Raw genomic sequence first — 16,393 nt, forward strand, 5'->3', positions numbered from 1 at the left:
TTTGGCCCATACCACACCGTTGCGGCGGGCCGGTCAACCGCTGCCAAGCCTTCTGCGGTGCGGGAAACCGTGCCATAGTTACTCCGGTATCACTTGAGGGAAGACACACGCGATGCTTGCCCATCAGCCGCCACAGATCGCCCACGCCAACGGCATCGACATCTGCTACGAGATCTTCGGCGATCCGGCCGCGGAACCCCTGTTCTTGATCATGGGCCTCGGCGCCCAGATGATCCATTGGGATGACGATTTCTGCCGCCAGCTCGCCGCGCGCGGCTTTCGCGTCATCCGCTTCGACAATCGCGACATCGGCAAGTCCTCCCACCTCACCGGCGGCAAGCGGCTGACGCCGTTCGAACTCCTGAAGCAGCGCTTCCTGAAGATCCCGGTGGCCTCGACCTACAGACTGATCGACATGGCCAAGGACACGGTCGGCCTGATGGACGCGCTCGGCATCCAGTCGGCGCATCTGGTCGGCGCATCGATGGGCGGCATGATCGCCCAGGAGGTTGCGCTCTCGTTCCCGCAGCGGGTGCGCTCGCTGACCTCGATCATGTCGACGACAGGCAATCCCAAAATTCCGCCGCCAACGCGCGAGGCTGCCGCCGTGCTGATGGCGCCGCCGCCGGCAACGAAGGAAGAGTATTTCGAGCGCTTCGCCAAGACCTGGAAAGTGCTGCGCGTCGGCTCCTTCCCCGAAGACGAGGCGCTCGATCCGGCGCGCGCCGCACGCACCTATGAGCGCGGCCTCAATCCGGCCGGTGTCGGGCGGCAGTTGCGGGCGGTGCTGGCCTCCGGCAGCCGCAAGGAACGGCTGGCCCAGGTGAAGACGCCAACGCTGGTCATTCACGGCACCGTCGATCCGCTGGTGCGGCCCGAAGGCGGCAAGGACACCGCGGCATCGATATCAGGTGCAAAGCTTCTGATGATCGAAGGCATGGGCCACGCGCTGCCGATCCCGATGTGGCCGCAGATCATCGACGCGATCGCCAAGCACGCGCATGGGGCCGCGGCGAAGGCGGCGTAAGCCACTACGGCCGTAGGGTGGGCAAAGGCGCACTTGCGCCGTGCCCACCATGCATCCGAACAATCGGGTGGAAATGGTGGGCACGCTGCGCTTTGCCCACCCTACACTTTCTAAATTTTCGTCGCGATCCAGATGACGTGGCGCACGCCGCGGCCTTTGCCGGTGGCGCGGATGTTGACTTCGTTAACGTCGAAACGCGCGCCACGAAGGCGCTTTGCGAATGCCGGGTTGGGGCCGGAAGACCAGACCGCCAGCACGCCGCCCGGACGCAGCGCTGTGCGTGTCGCGTTCAGCCCGGCTGAATCGTAGAGCGCATCATTTGCTTTTCGGGTGAGCCCTTCGGGACCGTTATCGACATCGAGCAGAATGGCGTCGAAGGCGCCGCGATGCGACCGGATGATCTCGGCAACATCGCCTTCGCGGATGTTCACGCGAGGATCGGCGAGACTGTCACCGAAGATCTCGGCCATCGGGCCGCGCGCCCAGGCAACGACGGCCGGAACAAGCTCGGCCTGCACGATCCGCGCCTTGCTTCCGAACGCGGCAAGCGCGGCACGCAGCGTAAAGCCCATGCCCAATCCGCCGATGAGCACACGCGGGCTGGCGACCTTCCCGATCTGTTTTGCCGCAAGCGTGGCGAGCGCCTCCTCGGAGCCCGACAGGCGGCTGTTCATCAGCTCGTTGCTGCCGAGCTTGATGGAGAACTCCTTGCCGCGGCGCATCAGGCGGAGTTCGTCGTTAGTGCCGGGAATGCGGGCGGTGTCGATTTTTTCCCAGGGAATCATGCGGGGCGTCTTAGCATGATCGAGTGACGTTGCGCGAAACACGCTGTCGTCGCCCGGCTTGACCGGGCGATCCAGTATTCCAGAGGCCTTGGTGTTACGCGCCGTCTCACTATCGCCGCGGCGTACTGGTCCCCCGCTTTCGCGGAGGACGACAGTGGAGCAAGATCTATCCGCCCGCCCAGACGTCCAGCACGTAACGGTTCTTCGTGCCGAGATCGTCGATCCAGCGCGAACCCGCATCGGCATCCGCGCCCGACTTTTCGCGATAGATCGCAACCAGCGCGGCCTTGACGTCCGGCTCCATCTTGCCGCCGTCGCCACAGACATAGACGATCGCGCCCTGCTCGATCAGGTTCCAGATGCGGTCCTTCTGCGCCGCGACCTGATGCTGCACATAGGTCTTCGGTCCGTCGGCGCGAGAGAAGGCGGTGTGCAGCTCGGTGATGCCGTCGGAGGCGAAGGTCTTCAAATCATCCGCATAGAGAAAATCCTGTTCGGGATGGCGGCAGCCGAAGAACAGCATCGCGGGACCGAGTTCTGCACCCTGCGCCTTGCGATGCGCGCGCTCCTGCAGGAAGCCGCGGAACGGCGCCAGTCCCGTGCCGGGCCCGATCATGATCACAGGGACCGAAGGATCGTCCGGCAGACGGAAGCCGGCCTTGGTCTCGCGCACGGTAGCATGAACGGTGTCGCCGACGCGGCGGCCGGAAAGATAGTTGGAGCAGACGCCCTTGTAGACGCCGCGTCCCGAACTTGCCGGCGCTTCCACCACGCCGACGGTGACGCTGCAGCGCGCCGGGTCGGTCGAAGGCGACGACGAAATCGAATAATAGCGCGGCGCCAGCAGCGACAGCATTTCGAGATAGCAGTGGAACGGCAGTTCGCAGGCCGGATGCTCCTCCAGCAGGTCGAACACTGATTTGCGCCGGGTCAGGACATCGGCGCGGTAACGCTCGGTCGACGCATCGTCGTCGCCGACATAAGCCAGCAGCTTCGGCTTGGTGACGGGGCAGCGCGTGTGCTCCGACATGATCTGGATCTGCTTGCGGGTCGCGATCTGCTGCAGCTCCACGAATTCGGTCAGCAATCGCCCGACCGACACGACATCGCCGACCGGCAGTTGCGCGCGGCGGCCCTCCGCGACCTGCAGCCGGATCTGATCGCCGGGCAGGAAACCGAAACGGCGCGCCACCGAATCCACCAGCGCCGGATCGTTGCGCGGCACCACGCTGAGATGGTCGCCGACGCGGTAGGTGATGCCGGGCGGCAATTCCACCTCGATATGCCGGGTCGAGCGGTCGGAAGGATTGGCGCCGGCCTTGTTCTGCAGCTCGGAATTGACCAGCACCTTCATCGGCGCGACGCCGCCCTGGGTGACGATGGTGTTGACCGCGGACGGCGCTACCGGCTCGATCGAATACAGCGGCGCGTCGTCGGCGCTGCGGGCGAAACTGGAATCGACGCCCAGCTCCTTCATCGCCGCGGGGGCAGCGGCTGCGAACCATTTTTCGAACTGGCCGTCGAGATCGCTGCGGGCGTCGCCCTCGCCGCGGCCATAGAGGCTGCGCGCGCCATGCGCCGCCAACTGCTCGTCGATGATGCGCGGCACGGATTGATAGGTCGCGGCCCAGTCGCTGTTGCCGCAGCCGAACACGGCATAGCGCACCTTGGCGAACGCATCCTTCGGCAGGCCGCTGTCCAGCCATTTGACGAACTGCGTGGCGTTATCGGGGGCTGCGCCGTTGTAGGAAGCGCAGAAGACCATCAGCGCGCCCTCTTCCGGCAGCTTGCCGATGTAATCGTCGAGCGCGCCGAGCCTGGTCGAGAAGCCGTTGACCTCGGCAAGGTCTGCCACCCGCGTCGCAAGTTCTTCTGCCGTGCCGAGGTTGGAGCCGTAGAGCACCAGTAGCGGCGTGTTATGTCCAGGACGGGTTCGGGCCTGCGGCGCCGCCGCGCCCGAAGTGGCAGCCGCGACCGCAGTGCGGCCGGCAAAGGCGCCGCGGTCCTTGTCAGCGCGCGGACGCACCTTGATCTTGAAACCGTCAGGCTTGACCGTCAGCGTTTCCTTCAGGTGCATCTGGTAGCGGTGATGGTCGATCAGCTTGAAGCGCTGCAGGATCATGCCGATCGCCAGCGCCGCCTCGTGCATCGCAAAGCCGCGGCCGATACAGGCGCGCTGGCCGTTGCCGAACGGTTTCCAGGCATTGATCGGGCGTTTTGCTTCCGCCTCGCGGCTGAAATTCTCGGGGTCGAACACGTCGGGGTTCGGCCCCCAGACGCTGGGGTCGCGGTGCAGCGCCATCACCAGCACGGTGATGAACGTGTTTTTCTTGAGCTTGTACTTGCCGCCGCCGAGGGTCTCGTCCTGCAGCGGCGTGATGCCGTAAGCGGGCGCCGGCGGCCACATCCGCAGCGCTTCCTTCAACACCTGCGTGATGTAGGTGAGCTGGGTGACCTGCTGATAGGTCGGCTTCGCGTTGATATCGGGACCGAGCACCCGGTCGACTTCCTCATAGGCCTTCTTGAGGATTTCCGGATGCTTGAGCAGCGCATAGATCGTGCACGACAGAAGCCCGCTGGTGGTCTCATGGCCCGCGATCAGGAAGGTGTTGATCTGGTAGCGGATGTTGACGTCGTCGAGCTGCTCGCCGGTGGTGCGGTCGACGCCGGTCATCATGGCGCCGAGCATGTCCTTCTTGCCTTCGGCCGCTTCCGCATTGCTGCGGCGCTCGGCGATGATCTCGTCGACCATCTTGTTCATGAAGAGGACGTCCTGGGCCAGCGTCTTGCGCCGCTTCTGCATCCAGAGATTTTCCAGCGGCAGGCCTCGGGTCATCATGATGGTCTCGAGCGAGCGCACTAGCGATTCCACGAACGGGTGATAGTCGCGGCGGTAGAACGAGTTGAAGCGGTAGTCGAAGCCGCACAGCCCGATGGTGTCGAGCGTCAGCGCCGTCATGTCCTGCACGACGTCGATTTCGTCGTCGGGGTTGAGCCGCTCCCATTTCTTGACGAGCTGCTCGGCGATATCGACCATGCTCGGGTGATAGGACTGCATCGCGCGGTTGCCGAACGGCTGCAGCAGGATGTTGTGCGCCTTGCTCCAGTTCGGCTCGGTGGTATCTGCGGTGAACAGCCCGTCGCCGCCGACGGCGCGGACACGGCGCAGCGAGCCGCGCACGGTCTTGTCGAAGCGCTTCTCGTCGGAGAGCTCGTCGATCAGATCATGGCCGGAGGCGATGACGATCGGCGCGCCCATCATGTCGAGCCAGAAGATCGGCCCGAGCTCCTTGGAAAGCTTGACGAGGTGCTGCACCGGCGCGTTGGGATCCAGCGACAGCATGTTGCCGACGACAGGTTTTTTCGGCGGATGCGGGATCGGGTTCAGTTTGTTGACGGACGCCATTGTCGAAGTTTCTCCTGCCTGCCTCAACCGTCATTGCGAGGAGCGCAGCGACGAAGCAATCCATTCTTTCTTTTCGCCGAGCGATGGATTGCTTCGCTTCGCTCGCAATGACGGCTTGGTATGCGGGTCCTACCCAAATCTTTTTCTACGCCATTCGATCAGCTTGGCGCTGACCTCGTCCGGCTTTTCCTGCTGCGTCCAATGGCCGCTGTCGCGCACGAGATACTTCTCGAGATCGGGCACCAGCTTCTCCATGCCTTCGGTCGCCGAGGGCGGCAGCACCCCGTCGTTCTCAGCCATGATCATTAGCGAGGGCACGCGCACCGTATGGTCGAGCCCTTCCGAGCGCTGCCAGTTGCGCGAAAAATTGCGATACCAGTTGATGCCGCCGGTGAAGCCGGTTCTGGTGAAGGTGTCGACGAACACTTTTTTCTCTTCCGCCGACAGGATCGGCGTGCGCGGATCGTGCTTGGCATCGTAATTCGCGATCATCTGCGGAAACGCCAGATTGAGCCGCGCCGATGCGCCGACGCCGGCAATCGGCTGCTCCTCCGGCGTACCGGGGGGCCGCGCCACCGGCTTGCGCATGAACGCGTCAAAGGTCTGCTCGACCCGGCTGCCGAATATCCTGTCCGGCTCACGGGCAGGATCCTGAAACTGCACGATATACATGCTGTCGCCGAAACGCTTTCGAAACAGCTCGATTGGGTCGGCCGGCGCGCGATCCCAGTGCGGCGTGTTGACGCCGACCACGCCGGCGACGCGATCGAGGTGGCGCAGCGGCATCTGCCAGACGATGAAGCCGCCCCAGTCGTGGCCGACGAAGATCGCCTTGTCGATCTTGAGATGATCGAGCAGACCGACGAGGTCGCCGGTCAGGTGCTCCATGTCGTAGTCTTCGACCGGCTCGGGACGGTCGGTCGCGCCATAACCACGCTGGTCCGGCGCAATCACCCGGATGCCGGCCTCGCTCAGCGCCTTGATCTGGTGACGCCAGGAGAAAGCGATTTCCGGCCAGCCGTGGCAGAGGACGACCGGCGGCTTGTCGGATTGGGGCCCTGCCTCATAGAAGCCCATGCGAATGCCGTTCACCTGGGCGAACTGCAGCGGCGGCATTTCAATCATGTCAACTTCCTACTCAGCCGCGCTGGTCATGTTCGGCGGCGGTGCGTATGCCGCCTCCAGCGCTTCAAATTCGACCGGAAGCATGTCGCAAAGAATTTGGACATGCGGAATGATGTTGGCGCCGGCGATGAAACCGAAATCGAGCTGGTCGCGATAGCTTTGCACGGTGATGTTGAGCGCGATGCCATGCGTCGAGATCGACACCGGGAAGATGTGCAGAAGCTCGGCGCCGGCTGCATAGAGTGTCTGCCGCGGCCCGGGCACGTTTGAAACGGTGATGTTGGCGGCCGGCGGCAGCACGTCGGAGAGATTGGAGCGGCTATAAAGCAGCGCGAGGATCTGGGTCACGATCGGCGCGCCCAGCATCGACAGGTTGGAAACCTGCGGCATCAGCGCCCGCAGCGGATGCGACATCTCCTTCGACTTGGTGGATTGCGCGATGATGCTTTCCAGCCGCCCCTTCGGATCCTCGATATTGGTGGCGATCGAGCAGATCATGCCGAACACCTGGTTGTTGGCGTCGGCATTGCCCTCCTCGCGCAGCGAGATCGGCACCGCTGCCGTCAGCGATTTGTTCGGCAGCCCGCCCTGGCTGATCAGATAGCGGCGGACCACGCCCGAAGAGAGCGCCAGCACGACGTCGTTGAGCTTGCCGCCGGACGCCTTCGCCAGCGCCTTGGCGCGCGACAGCGAGATCGAGACGCCGGCGAAGCTGCGCTCCGACGAGATCGTCTTGTTGAGGATGGTCGGCGGCGAGGCCATGCTGGCCAGGCTGTCGCGCGACTTGGGATCGGAGATCTTTCCGACCACGTCAGAAAGCGACTTCAGCATCGTCGGCACGCTGCTGGCGAACTTCACCGCCGTTTCGATCTGGAACATGGCGTTGTCGAACAGGATCGAGCCGAGATCGCTTTTTCCCGTGCGCGGCAGTTCGAGAGTCTTTGGTGCTGCCTTGGCGTCGAACGGCTGCGTCCAGAGCTGCTGGTAGGAATCGATCAGGTTGGCGGCGATGTCGCGCGGCTCCTGCGCCACCTTGGGCGCGGTCGGCGGGTCGACCTGACGCGGCACCGGCGTGATGTCATAGATCATGCTGGTGAGGGCTGCGCCGGCGCCGCCGTCGATGCAGGCATGGTGCATCTTGGAATAAAGCCCGATCTCGTTGTCCTTCATGCCTTCGAAGACATAGAACTCCCAGAGCGGACGGGCGCGGTTGAGCAGTTTGGCATGCATCCAGCCGACGATCCGTTCCAGCGTGGCACGATCGCGCGGCGCCGGCAGGCTGGCGCGGAAGATGTGACGGTCGATATCGAACTGGTCGTCCTCGACCCAGGAGGGATGATCGATGTCGAGCGGCGCCTTCTCCAGGCGCGCTTTGAGGATCGGCGCGATGTGCAGGCGCGAGGCGATCATCGCCTTGAACTCTTCGAAGAAATCGCCCTTGTAGCCATCGGGCAAGCGGAAGATCGCCATGCTGCCGACATGCATCGGCATCTCCGGCGTTTCCAGATACAGAAACGACGCGTCCAGCGAAGACAGTTTCTTGGCGTCCGCCATGCTTTTCCTCCCGCAGTAGATAACGCGGCGCCTTGGCGGCGCTTCTGGCGTCTGGAATGTCTTTATTATTGGAGCATATCCGAAAAGCGCTAGCTATCCCGCATCAATTGCAGGGCGGGATGTTTCGGGATCATGCCCTTTGGCTCAGGTCGTTAACTTACGATTGTGCATTTTCAGGGGGGCCGTAGGCAATGGCAAATGGTCCTGATCGGTCAAAATGCTTAAATTCGCCCTCCGCCTGCGCCAGACGGTCGGCCACCGCCCATAGTGCCGCGGGGTTGACGCCGAGCCCGATATGGCTGGCGAAGTACACCTCGATATTTTCGGCCGTTACGGAGGGACGCAACAGGCTGGTGTGCCAGTTCACGATGCCGTCGGTCTTCGAATAGATCGAGGTCACCGGCACCGGCAGGTCACCGGCGATCGCCTGAAGGATTTCCGGGTTGTCGTCGACCGTCTCTCCCGACAGCGCCTCATACAGACGCGTCGCGTTGGTCGCCCGGATGTCGTTGGCAAACGGGCTGCCGAGCGTAATCACGGAGTGCACCATGTCCGGCATCTGCAGCGCAAGATCGCGCGCATAGACGCCGCCGAGACTCCAGCCGACCAGACTGACCTTGCGGCCGGTCTCGTCATGAACGCGCCGCAGCAGTTCACGCAGCGCACCGCGCTTGGAAGCGACGCCGCCGAAATTGCGGCCCATGTTCCATGCATAGGCGTCGTAGCCGAGTTCTTTCAGGTAGCGCCGCATCGGCGCCATCGAAAGATCGCTGGCAAGAAAGCCCGGCAGCGTCAGCACCGGATGCCCGTCGCCCCGCGGCGCGCGCATCAAGAGCGGCGACAGCAACAGGCTGGAGTTCAGTTCGAACAGCGCCCTTGTCTCGGCCAGCATCAGAAACAGGCTGGGTGGCCGAAGCCTTTGCTCCTCAGTCGTAGCCGCGCTCTCCGCGACCGTCACTTACTTATCCTTCTTGGTCATGCCGCCAAGACCGGCCATGGTCACGAACATGTCCTGGAATCGTTCGGCGATCTTGGGATCGAACGTAAACCAACTCTGGATCAGCGACTCCGGCGAGACCTTTTCGATGTTGGCCATCACCTGCTGCTGCATCTTGTCCATCACGGCGGTCTGCATCGGCGAGACGTCGGGCAATCCGAAGAACTGCCTGGCCTCCAGCGGCGTGCAATCGATTTCGACGTTAACTTTCATGACCGCTCCTCTTGCTGGGTCCTTGCAGTATCGCCACGATGACCCTGATCACGCAAGGATAAGTCCCGACCGCCGGTCCCCTCAATTGCCGATATGGTCAACCAAAGCGTTCGATGGCAAACGGCCTGACATCGGCAAACGGGGTCTCGCCGGTCATCATTTCGGCCAGCAGGCGGCCGGTCGCGGGGCCGAGCGTCAGGCCGTGGTGCTGGTGGCCGAAATCGAACCATAGCCCGCCATGACGGGGGGCCTTGCCGATCACCGGCAGCATATCGGGCAGACAGGGCCGCGCGCCCATCCAGGGCTTGGCGTCGACCGGCTCACCCAGCGGGAACAATTTGTGCGCCCGCGGCAGGGCTCGCTCGACCTGGACCGGGGTCGGCGGTCGATCGCGGTGGGCAAATTCGGCACCGGTGGTCAGGCGAATGCCGCGGTTCATCGGCGCCAGCAGATAGCCGAGATCGGTGTCCAGCACGGGATGATGCAAGACCGCATTGCCGCGCGGCTTGAGGTGCAGATGATAGCCGCGCTTGACCTGCAGTGGGATCGCATAACCGAGCGGCCGGAGGACCTGGTCCGACCACGGCCCCATCGCCACCACGACCTCGCGCGCCGTAATAGAGCCTTCCAGCGTCGCCACCCGCCACCTTCCGCCGGACGGTTCGAGCGTTCGGGCGTCGCCGACCAGATAGCGCCCGCCCTTGCGGCCGAACAGCGCGGCATAGGCTTTGGCCAGCCCGCCGGGGTCGGGCACAAATCCCGGCGTCGGAAAGTGGATGGCGCCTGAGAAATCGCCGGTCAAATGCGGCTCGCGCGCGATAATGGCAGGCCCGTCCAGTACCTCGCCGGTGACCCCATGCTGCCCGGCGCGCTTGAGATCCTGCACCGCACCCGCAAACGTCGCCTCGGAGCGAAACAGCTTGATCCAGCCGGTCCGCCGCAACAGTTCCGGCACATTGGCTTCCGTAATCAGTGCCTCATGCTCGATCAGGCTGCGCTGGATCAGCGGCAATTCGGCCATCGCGCTGTGCAGTGCACGCGCCGGCGACGAGGCGAGGAAATACCGTATCAGCCACGGCAGAAAGGCCGGCAAATCCCTGAAATGGTAGCTCACCTGCGGCGCGCGAAGGAGCGCGTAGCGCAGGATCTGGCCTACGTCCCGCGGAAACATATAGGGAAAGACCGAGGCGCATTCGATCAGTCCGCCATTGCCATAACTGGTTTCCTCGCCGGCGGTGTCGTGCCGGTCGATCAGAACCACGTTCCGGCCGCGCTTCTGCAGGTGCAAAGCGGCGCTGACGCCGACCATGCCCGCACCCAGGACGAGAACGTCGGCCTTCAGTTCCGCCATCTGCACTCCGAAAGTTCAATGTAACGTGCTTACGCGCACGGCTTAAGGTGAAACTAGTCTTTGCCGCACCGCCGCGCAAATCGGCATGCAGTGCGGGGAAATCGTGCTTTGCGCGGTGGCTGGACTTTGGCAACATGGCTCGGCAATATCCGCCGCTAATTGTGGAAATTGCTGATCAAAGCGGGGAAATCGAACAAATGTCGGTACGTCAGACTTTGCTTGCAGCGGCCACGGCTTCAATCCTGGCCATGGCCCCGGCATCGGCCCAGACCCTGCGCTATGCCAACCAGGGCGACCTCAAATCGCTGGACCCCTATACGCTGAACGAGAGCACCACCCACGCCCATCTCGGGCACGTCTTTGAAGGTCTCGTCGCTCGCGACAAGGATCTGAAAATCATCCCGGCTCTGGCGGAAAGCTGGGAAACGCCGGAGCCGACGCGCTGGCGGTTCCATTTGCGCAAGGGCGTGAAATTCCACAATGGCGACCCCTTCACCGCCGACGACGTGGTTTTTTCAGCGGACCGCGTCCGCAAGAAGGGCTCGAACCTGCAGACCCGCATTCCCACCGACGCCAAGGTCGTGAAGGTTGACGACCACACGGTGGACTTCATCCTGACCTCGCCAAATCCCATTCTCAATTCGCAATGGGATACCTGGTACATCATGGACAAGAAGTGGGCCGAGGCGAACAATTCGGTCGACCCGACGCCCGCGGCGGCAACGACACCGAGCTTTGCCTCGCTCAATGCCAATGGCACCGGCCCCTTCACCGTCGAGAGCCATCAGCCCGGCGTCAAGACCGTGTACAAGGCCAATCCGAACTGGTGGCGCAAACCGGAGCATAACCTCAAGGAAATCGTGTTCACGCCGATCGGCTCGGACGCCACGCGCGTCGCCGCACTGCTGTCGGGCGAAGTCGACGTCATCGAGCCGGTTCCGATCCAGGACATCACGCGGGTCGATTCCAGCCCGAACGCCCAGGTGCTGAAGGGACCGGAACTTCGCACCATCTTCCTCGGCATGGATCAGGTGCGCGACGAACTGCTCTACTCCAATATCAAGGGCAAGAACCCGTTCAAGGACATCAAGGTGCGCGAGGCCTTCTTCAAGGCCGTCGACATCGAACTGATCAAGACCCGCGTCATGCGCGGGCTGTCGACGCCTTCGCCGCTGATGATTGCCCCGCAACTGTTCAAGCTGTCCGGCGACTTCACGCGCCCGAAATTCGATCCTGACGGCGCCAAGAAGCTTCTGACCGAGGCCGGCTACCCCGACGGTTTCGAAGTCACGATGGACTGCCCGAACGACCGCTATGTCAACGACGCCGCGATCTGCCAGGCGGTCGTCGGCATGCTGGCCCGCATCGGCGTCAAGGTGACGCTGCTGGCCCAGCCCAAGGCGCAATATTTCGCCAAGGTGCTGAAGCCCGGCGGTTACCAGACCTCGTTCTATCTGCTCGGCTGGACGCCCGGCACCCTCGATTCGCACAACGTCCTGTTCGACATCATGGGTTGCCGCGATGATCCGAAATCGGCGCGCGGCGAGGGCAATCTCGGCGGCTACTGCAACAAGAAGCTCGACGAACTCACCGACAAGGTGTTGCAGGAGTCCGACATGAGCAAGCGCGACCTCCTGATCAAGGACGCCTACGCGATCGGCGCCAAGGACTTCGGATACATCCCGCTGCACCAGCAGGCGCTGGCCTGGGGCGTGTCGAAAAAAGTCAAGCTGACCCAGCGCGCCGACAATCAGGTCCTGCTGTACTGGGCGACCAAACAGGACTAGTTGGGCTACAATACAGGTCCCGGCGGCTTATGGCTTCCGGGACCTTTCTTTATCAAGGCGACAGCGACGTCCGCCGCCGCATCAAAGAGCAGTGAAAGGAATTCATGCTCGCTTTCACTCTTCGTCGCGCTATCCAGGCCATCGGCGTCATGATCGCGGTCGGCGTCATCGCGTTCTCGATGTTCCGTTTCGCCGGCGACCCCGTCAACCAGATCGTCTCACTGGATACGCCGGCCGCCGAACGCGAGGCGGTGCGCAAGTCGCTCGGGCTCGACGACCCCGTGCCGGTGCAGTTCGCGCGCTATTTCGGCAATGCCGTGCAGTTCAAGTTCGGGGTGTCCTATCAATTCCGCCAGCCGGTTTCGAACCTTCTGATGGAGCGGATGCCGGCGACGCTGGAACTCGCGGCCTGCGCCACCGTTCTCGCCATGGTGTTCGGCATCCTGATGGGGGTCTATTCGGCGCTGCGACGCGATACGATTCTCACAAAGTTTTTCCAGGCGGTGTCGCTGATCGGAATCTCGCTGCCGACCTTCCTGATCGGCATTCTCCTGATCTACTTGTTCTCGGTGACGCTGGGCTGGCTGCCTTCATTCGGCCGCGGCGATGTGGTGCGGATCGGCTGGTGGACCACCGGCCTGCTCACGCTTTCCGGCCTGAAGGCGCTGATCATGCCCTCGATTACGCTCGGCCTGTTCCAGATGACCCTGATCATGCGGCTGGTGCGCGCGGAAATGCTTGAAGTGCTCCGCACCGATTACATCCGCTTCGCCCGCGCCCGCGGTCTGACCACGCGCGCCATCCATTTCGGCCACGCGCTGAAGAACACGCTGGTCCCCGTCATCACCGTTGCGGGGCTGCAGTTTGGCTCGGTTATTGCATTTGCGATAATCACCGAGACCGTCTTCCAGTGGCCGGGTATGGGATTGTTGTTCGTGCAGGCCGTGCAAAACGTCGATATCCCGATCATGGCGGCCTACCTGCTGATGGTGTCGCTGATCTTCGTCACCATCAACCTGGTGGTCGATATCCTCTACACCATCGTCGATCCGCGCCTGCGCTCGACCATCAGCCGTCCGGCATAAGCGAGCGAGCCAATGTCCGACGCCGTCGTCCCACACCGAGTTGAGCCGAACGCAGCAGCGGCGCGTTCCGGGACAAGCTGGCTGAAGCGCGCGCTCGACAGCGACATCTTTTATTCGTTCCGCCGTTCCCGCATGACGATGGTCGCGGCCGCCATCACCGTCCTGTTCTTCCTGCTGGCGATCTTTGCTTCGCAACTGTCGGTGCAAAACCCCTTCGACCCGGCGCAACTGCAATTGATGAACTCCCGGATCTCGCCGCTGTGGACCGCCGACGGCCAGAGCCCGTTCCTGCTCGGCACCGATGAACAGGGCCGCGACGTGTTTTCGGCCATTCTCTACGGCTTGCGGATCTCGCTCGTGGTCGGCGTGCTCGGCGTCATCCTGGCCGGCACGCTCGGCATCACGCTTGGTCTCATCGCGGGCTATGTCGGCGGCGCGGTCGACGGGCTGATCATGCGCATCGCCGATGTGCAGCTCACCTTCCCCGCCATCCTGATTGCCCTGCTCGTCAACGGCGTCGCCAAATCCGTGCTCGGCAACCGGCTGGATGCCATGAGCACGCTGGCGGTGCTGGTGGTGGCGATCGGCCTGAGCTTCTGGGTGCAATATGCCCGCACCGTGCGCGGCTCGGTCATGGTCGAGAAGAGCAAGGATTATGTCGCCGCCGCGCAACTGATCGGCCTGCCTGCGCCCAAGATCATGCTGCGGCATGTGCTGCCGAACACGATGGGGCCGATCCTGGTGATCGCGACCATCAACCTCGCGCTTGCCATCATCACCGAAGCGACGCTGTCGTTCCTGGGCGCCGGCATGCCCGACACCATGCCCTCGCTCGGCACGCTCATTCGGATCGGCAACAATTATCTGTTCGCCGGCGAATGGTGGATCGTCGCCTTCCCCGGCATTGCGCTGGCGGGGCTGATCCTCTCCATCAACCTGCTCGGCGACTGGCTGCGCGACGCGCTCAATCCAAAACTCCGATGACCGTTCCTGTCCTCTCCGTGCGTAACCTCGAGGTGGAATTCCTCACCCGCCGCAGCACGCTGCGCGCCATCAACGGCGTGTCCTTCGATATCGCCAAGGGCGAGGTGCTCGGCGTGGTCGGAGAATCCGGCGCCGGCAAATCGGTCACGGGACTGGCCGTGATCGGACTGATCGACCCGCCCGGCCGCATCGCCGGCGGCGAGATCTATCTCTCGGGAACGCGGATCGACCATCTGCCGACCGAAGAAATCCGCCGCATCCGCGGCAAGCGGATCGGAATGATCTTTCAGGATCCGCTGACCAGCCTCAATCCGCTGTACCGGGTCGGCGACCAGATCGTGGAGACGATCCGGACCCACATGAACCTTACGGAGACCGCGGCGCGCAAGCGCGCGATCGATCTTTTGGCCGAGGTCGGAATTCCCGCACCGGAAAAGCGCATCGACGCCTATCCGCATGAATTCTCCGGCGGTATGCGCCAGCGCGTCGTGATTGCGCTGGCGATCTGCGCCGAGCCTGAACTGATCATCGCGGACGAGCCGACCACGGCGCTCGACGTGTCCGTGCAGGCGCAGATCATCTCGCTGATCAAGCGTCTCGGGCGCGATCACGGCACAGCGGTGATGCTGGTGACCCACGATATGGGCGTGATCGCCGAAACCTCCGACCGCGTTGCGGTGATGTATTCGGGGCGGATCGCCGAGATCGGCCCGGTGCAGGATGTCGTGCAGAACCCGCTGCATCCCTATGCCAAGGGCCTGATGGGCGCGATCCCGACGCTGGCCGGCGAAGAGAAGCGGCTGGTGCAAATTCCCGGCTCGATGCCGCGGCTGTCGGCGATCCCGCCGGGCTGCTCGTTCAATCCGCGCTGCGCCTTTGCGTTCGATCGCTGCCGCGTCGAGCGGCCGGAGCCGCTCAAGCAGGGCTCGCATGCCGTGGCCTGTCATCTCTACGATCCGGCGCCCAACGAAGCCGCGAAGGAGACCGCGGCATGACGGCCCGCTATGTCGATGTGAGAAATCTGCGCCGCGTGTTCGATGTTTCGAAGCCGTGGCTCAATCGCGTGCTCGAAGGCGGCCACCTGGAATTTCTGAAGGCCGTCGACGGCGTAACTTTTGACATCAGGAAGGGCGAAACATTCGCCCTCGTCGGCGAGTCCGGTTCGGGCAAGACCACCGTGGCGCGGATGGTGGTGGGATTGCTGCCGCCGAGCACGGGCGAAGTCGTCATCGACGGCGTGTCGATGACCAATCCGAGGCAGGCCCAGGCGCGGCAGCGGCTGCGTCGCCGGATCCAGATGATTTTCCAGGACCCCTATGCGAGCCTCAATCCGCGCTTCCGGGTCGACGCCATCGTTTCCGAGCCGATCCGCGCCTTCGACCTGATCCAGGGCGAACGCGACATTCGCTCGCGCGTCGGCGAATTATTGAGTCTCGTCGGCCTGCATCCGGACGACGGGCTGAAATATCCGCATGAATTCTCCGGCGGCCAGCGTCAACGCATCGCCATTGCGCGCGCGCTGGCCTCGGATGCCGAATTCATCGTTTGCGACGAGCCGACCTCGGCGCTCGACGTTTCCGTGCAGGCGCAAATCCTCAATCTGATGCGCGACCTGCAGGACAAGTTCGGCCTGACCTATCTTCTCATCAGCCATAATCTCGCCGTGGTCCGCCACATGGCGACGCGCATCGGCGTGATGTATCTCGGCCGTATCGTCGAGATCGCGGAGGGGCGCGAATTGTTCGCCAATCCGCGGATGCCCTACACCAAGATGCTGCTCGGCGCCGTTCCCGATCTTGCGATGTCCGGCCGCCAGCGGATTCCGGTGAAGGGCGAGATCCCCAATCCGATCGACCCGCCGCCGGGATGTGCCTTCAACCCGCGCTGTCCGCTGGCGTTCGACCTGTGCCGGAAGGAAGCGCCTGCCCTGATCGACGGCGTCGCCTGCCATGCCGTCAACCATCCGGTTGAGACCGCCGCCGCGGTATGATCACGGGGATGAGAGCCATGCGTGGCATGCCAACGGTTGGCATCCAGCCTCGCCTGTGGTCAAGTGTTTCAGCATCAAGATACCAGCAC

At 63.4% G+C, this 16,393-nt stretch carries 13 protein-coding genes; 6 read left to right on the plus strand and 7 right to left on the minus strand.

Annotated features, from left to right (window positions below; translation table 11 throughout):
• The first annotated feature begins 112 nt into the window (after window positions 1-112).
• Entirely contained in the window at window positions 113-1,027 is a 915-nt protein-coding gene (locus CQ14_RS40975; protein WP_057863406.1) for an alpha/beta fold hydrolase, read from the plus strand.
• A 110-nt stretch (window positions 1,028-1,137) separates the two neighbouring features.
• Here CQ14_RS40975 and CQ14_RS40980 read toward each other — a convergent pair whose 3' ends face one another.
• The 7 genes from CQ14_RS40980 to CQ14_RS41010 form a co-directional block, all read right to left on the minus strand.
• Window positions 1,138-1,812: a spermidine synthase gene (locus CQ14_RS40980; protein WP_057863407.1), complete on the minus strand. Its 675-nt coding sequence runs from the start codon at window positions 1,810-1,812 to the stop codon at window positions 1,138-1,140.
• Window positions 1,813-1,978: 166 nt separating this feature from the next.
• Window positions 1,979-5,218, minus strand: a complete 3,240-nt coding sequence (locus tag CQ14_RS40985; protein WP_057863408.1) for a bifunctional cytochrome P450/NADPH--P450 reductase — start codon at window positions 5,216-5,218, stop codon at window positions 1,979-1,981.
• 129 nt (window positions 5,219-5,347) lie between these two features.
• The gene (locus CQ14_RS40990) at window positions 5,348-6,343 is read right to left on the minus strand and encodes an alpha/beta fold hydrolase (RefSeq protein ID WP_057863409.1); all 996 of its coding nucleotides are present in this window, start codon (window positions 6,341-6,343) and stop codon (window positions 5,348-5,350) included.
• 9 nt (window positions 6,344-6,352) lie between these two features.
• Window positions 6,353-7,897 carry a WS/DGAT/MGAT family O-acyltransferase gene (locus CQ14_RS40995; RefSeq protein ID WP_057863410.1) on the minus strand — a complete coding sequence of 515 codons (1,545 nt, stop codon included), beginning with the start codon at window positions 7,895-7,897 and terminating at the stop codon, window positions 6,353-6,355.
• Between the two features lie 157 nt (window positions 7,898-8,054).
• Complete coding sequence (locus tag CQ14_RS41000) at window positions 8,055-8,789, minus strand: esterase/lipase family protein (RefSeq protein ID WP_245320924.1); 735 nt, start codon at window positions 8,787-8,789, stop codon at window positions 8,055-8,057.
• Between the two features lie 66 nt (window positions 8,790-8,855).
• Complete coding sequence (locus tag CQ14_RS41005; RefSeq protein WP_057839511.1) at window positions 8,856-9,107, minus strand: DUF6489 family protein; 252 nt, start codon at window positions 9,105-9,107, stop codon at window positions 8,856-8,858.
• Window positions 9,108-9,204: 97 nt separating this feature from the next.
• Window positions 9,205-10,458 carry an NAD(P)/FAD-dependent oxidoreductase gene (locus tag CQ14_RS41010; protein WP_057863412.1) on the minus strand — a complete coding sequence of 418 codons (1,254 nt, stop codon included), beginning with the start codon at window positions 10,456-10,458 and terminating at the stop codon, window positions 9,205-9,207.
• A gap of 197 nt (window positions 10,459-10,655) precedes the next feature.
• On the opposite strand from CQ14_RS41010, the gene CQ14_RS41015 reads away from it, so the two are divergent.
• From CQ14_RS41015 to CQ14_RS41035, 5 genes are all read left to right on the plus strand, one after another.
• Window positions 10,656-12,245 (plus strand): ABC transporter substrate-binding protein, encoded by a 1,590-nt coding sequence (locus CQ14_RS41015; RefSeq protein ID WP_057863413.1) that lies wholly within the window; start codon window positions 10,656-10,658, stop codon window positions 12,243-12,245.
• A 104-nt stretch (window positions 12,246-12,349) separates the two neighbouring features.
• A complete protein-coding gene (locus tag CQ14_RS41020) occupies window positions 12,350-13,330 on the plus strand; it encodes an ABC transporter permease (protein WP_057854029.1) in 981 nt (326 codons plus the stop codon).
• Between the two features lie 12 nt (window positions 13,331-13,342).
• Window positions 13,343-14,314, plus strand: a complete 972-nt coding sequence (locus CQ14_RS41025; RefSeq protein ID WP_057863414.1) for an ABC transporter permease — start codon at window positions 13,343-13,345, stop codon at window positions 14,312-14,314.
• Window positions 14,311-15,309, plus strand: a complete 999-nt coding sequence (locus CQ14_RS41030) for an ABC transporter ATP-binding protein (RefSeq protein WP_057863415.1) — start codon at window positions 14,311-14,313, stop codon at window positions 15,307-15,309. Before CQ14_RS41025 ends, CQ14_RS41030 begins: the two co-directional genes overlap by 4 nt.
• Window positions 15,306-16,304 carry an ABC transporter ATP-binding protein gene (locus CQ14_RS41035; protein ID WP_057863416.1) on the plus strand — a complete coding sequence of 333 codons (999 nt, stop codon included), beginning with the start codon at window positions 15,306-15,308 and terminating at the stop codon, window positions 16,302-16,304. Before CQ14_RS41030 ends, CQ14_RS41035 begins: the two co-directional genes overlap by 4 nt.
• Window positions 16,305-16,393 lie beyond the last annotated feature (89 nt).

Origin of the sequence: Bradyrhizobium lablabi (assembly GCF_001440475.1) — a bacterium.
Taxonomy (GTDB): Bacteria; Pseudomonadota; Alphaproteobacteria; order Rhizobiales; family Xanthobacteraceae; genus Bradyrhizobium; species Bradyrhizobium lablabi.

What these genes read in the sequence shown, in the direction of transcription:
- CQ14_RS41025 (WP_057863414.1), top strand. Translation starts at nt 13,343, where the DNA reads ATGTCCGACGCCGTCGTCCCACACCGAGTTGAGCCGAACGCAGCAGCG.
- CQ14_RS40990 (WP_057863409.1), bottom strand. Translation starts at nt 6,343, where the DNA reads ATGATTGAAATGCCGCCGCTGCAGTTCGCCCAGGTGAACGGCATTCGC.
- CQ14_RS41000 (WP_245320924.1), bottom strand. Translation starts at nt 8,789, where the DNA reads ATGCTGGCCGAGACAAGGGCGCTGTTCGAACTGAACTCCAGCCTGTTG.
- CQ14_RS40985 (WP_057863408.1), bottom strand. Translation starts at nt 5,218, where the DNA reads ATGGCGTCCGTCAACAAACTGAACCCGATCCCGCATCCGCCGAAAAAA.
- CQ14_RS41020 (WP_057854029.1), top strand. Translation starts at nt 12,350, where the DNA reads ATGCTCGCTTTCACTCTTCGTCGCGCTATCCAGGCCATCGGCGTCATG.
- CQ14_RS40980 (WP_057863407.1), bottom strand. Translation starts at nt 1,812, where the DNA reads ATGATTCCCTGGGAAAAAATCGACACCGCCCGCATTCCCGGCACTAAC.
- CQ14_RS41010 (WP_057863412.1), bottom strand. Translation starts at nt 10,458, where the DNA reads ATGGCGGAACTGAAGGCCGACGTTCTCGTCCTGGGTGCGGGCATGGTC.
- CQ14_RS40975 (WP_057863406.1), top strand. Translation starts at nt 113, where the DNA reads ATGCTTGCCCATCAGCCGCCACAGATCGCCCACGCCAACGGCATCGAC.
- CQ14_RS41035 (WP_057863416.1), top strand. Translation starts at nt 15,306, where the DNA reads ATGACGGCCCGCTATGTCGATGTGAGAAATCTGCGCCGCGTGTTCGAT.
- CQ14_RS41015 (WP_057863413.1), top strand. Translation starts at nt 10,656, where the DNA reads ATGTCGGTACGTCAGACTTTGCTTGCAGCGGCCACGGCTTCAATCCTG.
- CQ14_RS41005 (WP_057839511.1), bottom strand. Translation starts at nt 9,107, where the DNA reads ATGAAAGTTAACGTCGAAATCGATTGCACGCCGCTGGAGGCCAGGCAG.
- CQ14_RS41030 (WP_057863415.1), top strand. Translation starts at nt 14,311, where the DNA reads ATGACCGTTCCTGTCCTCTCCGTGCGTAACCTCGAGGTGGAATTCCTC.
- CQ14_RS40995 (WP_057863410.1), bottom strand. Translation starts at nt 7,897, where the DNA reads ATGGCGGACGCCAAGAAACTGTCTTCGCTGGACGCGTCGTTTCTGTAT.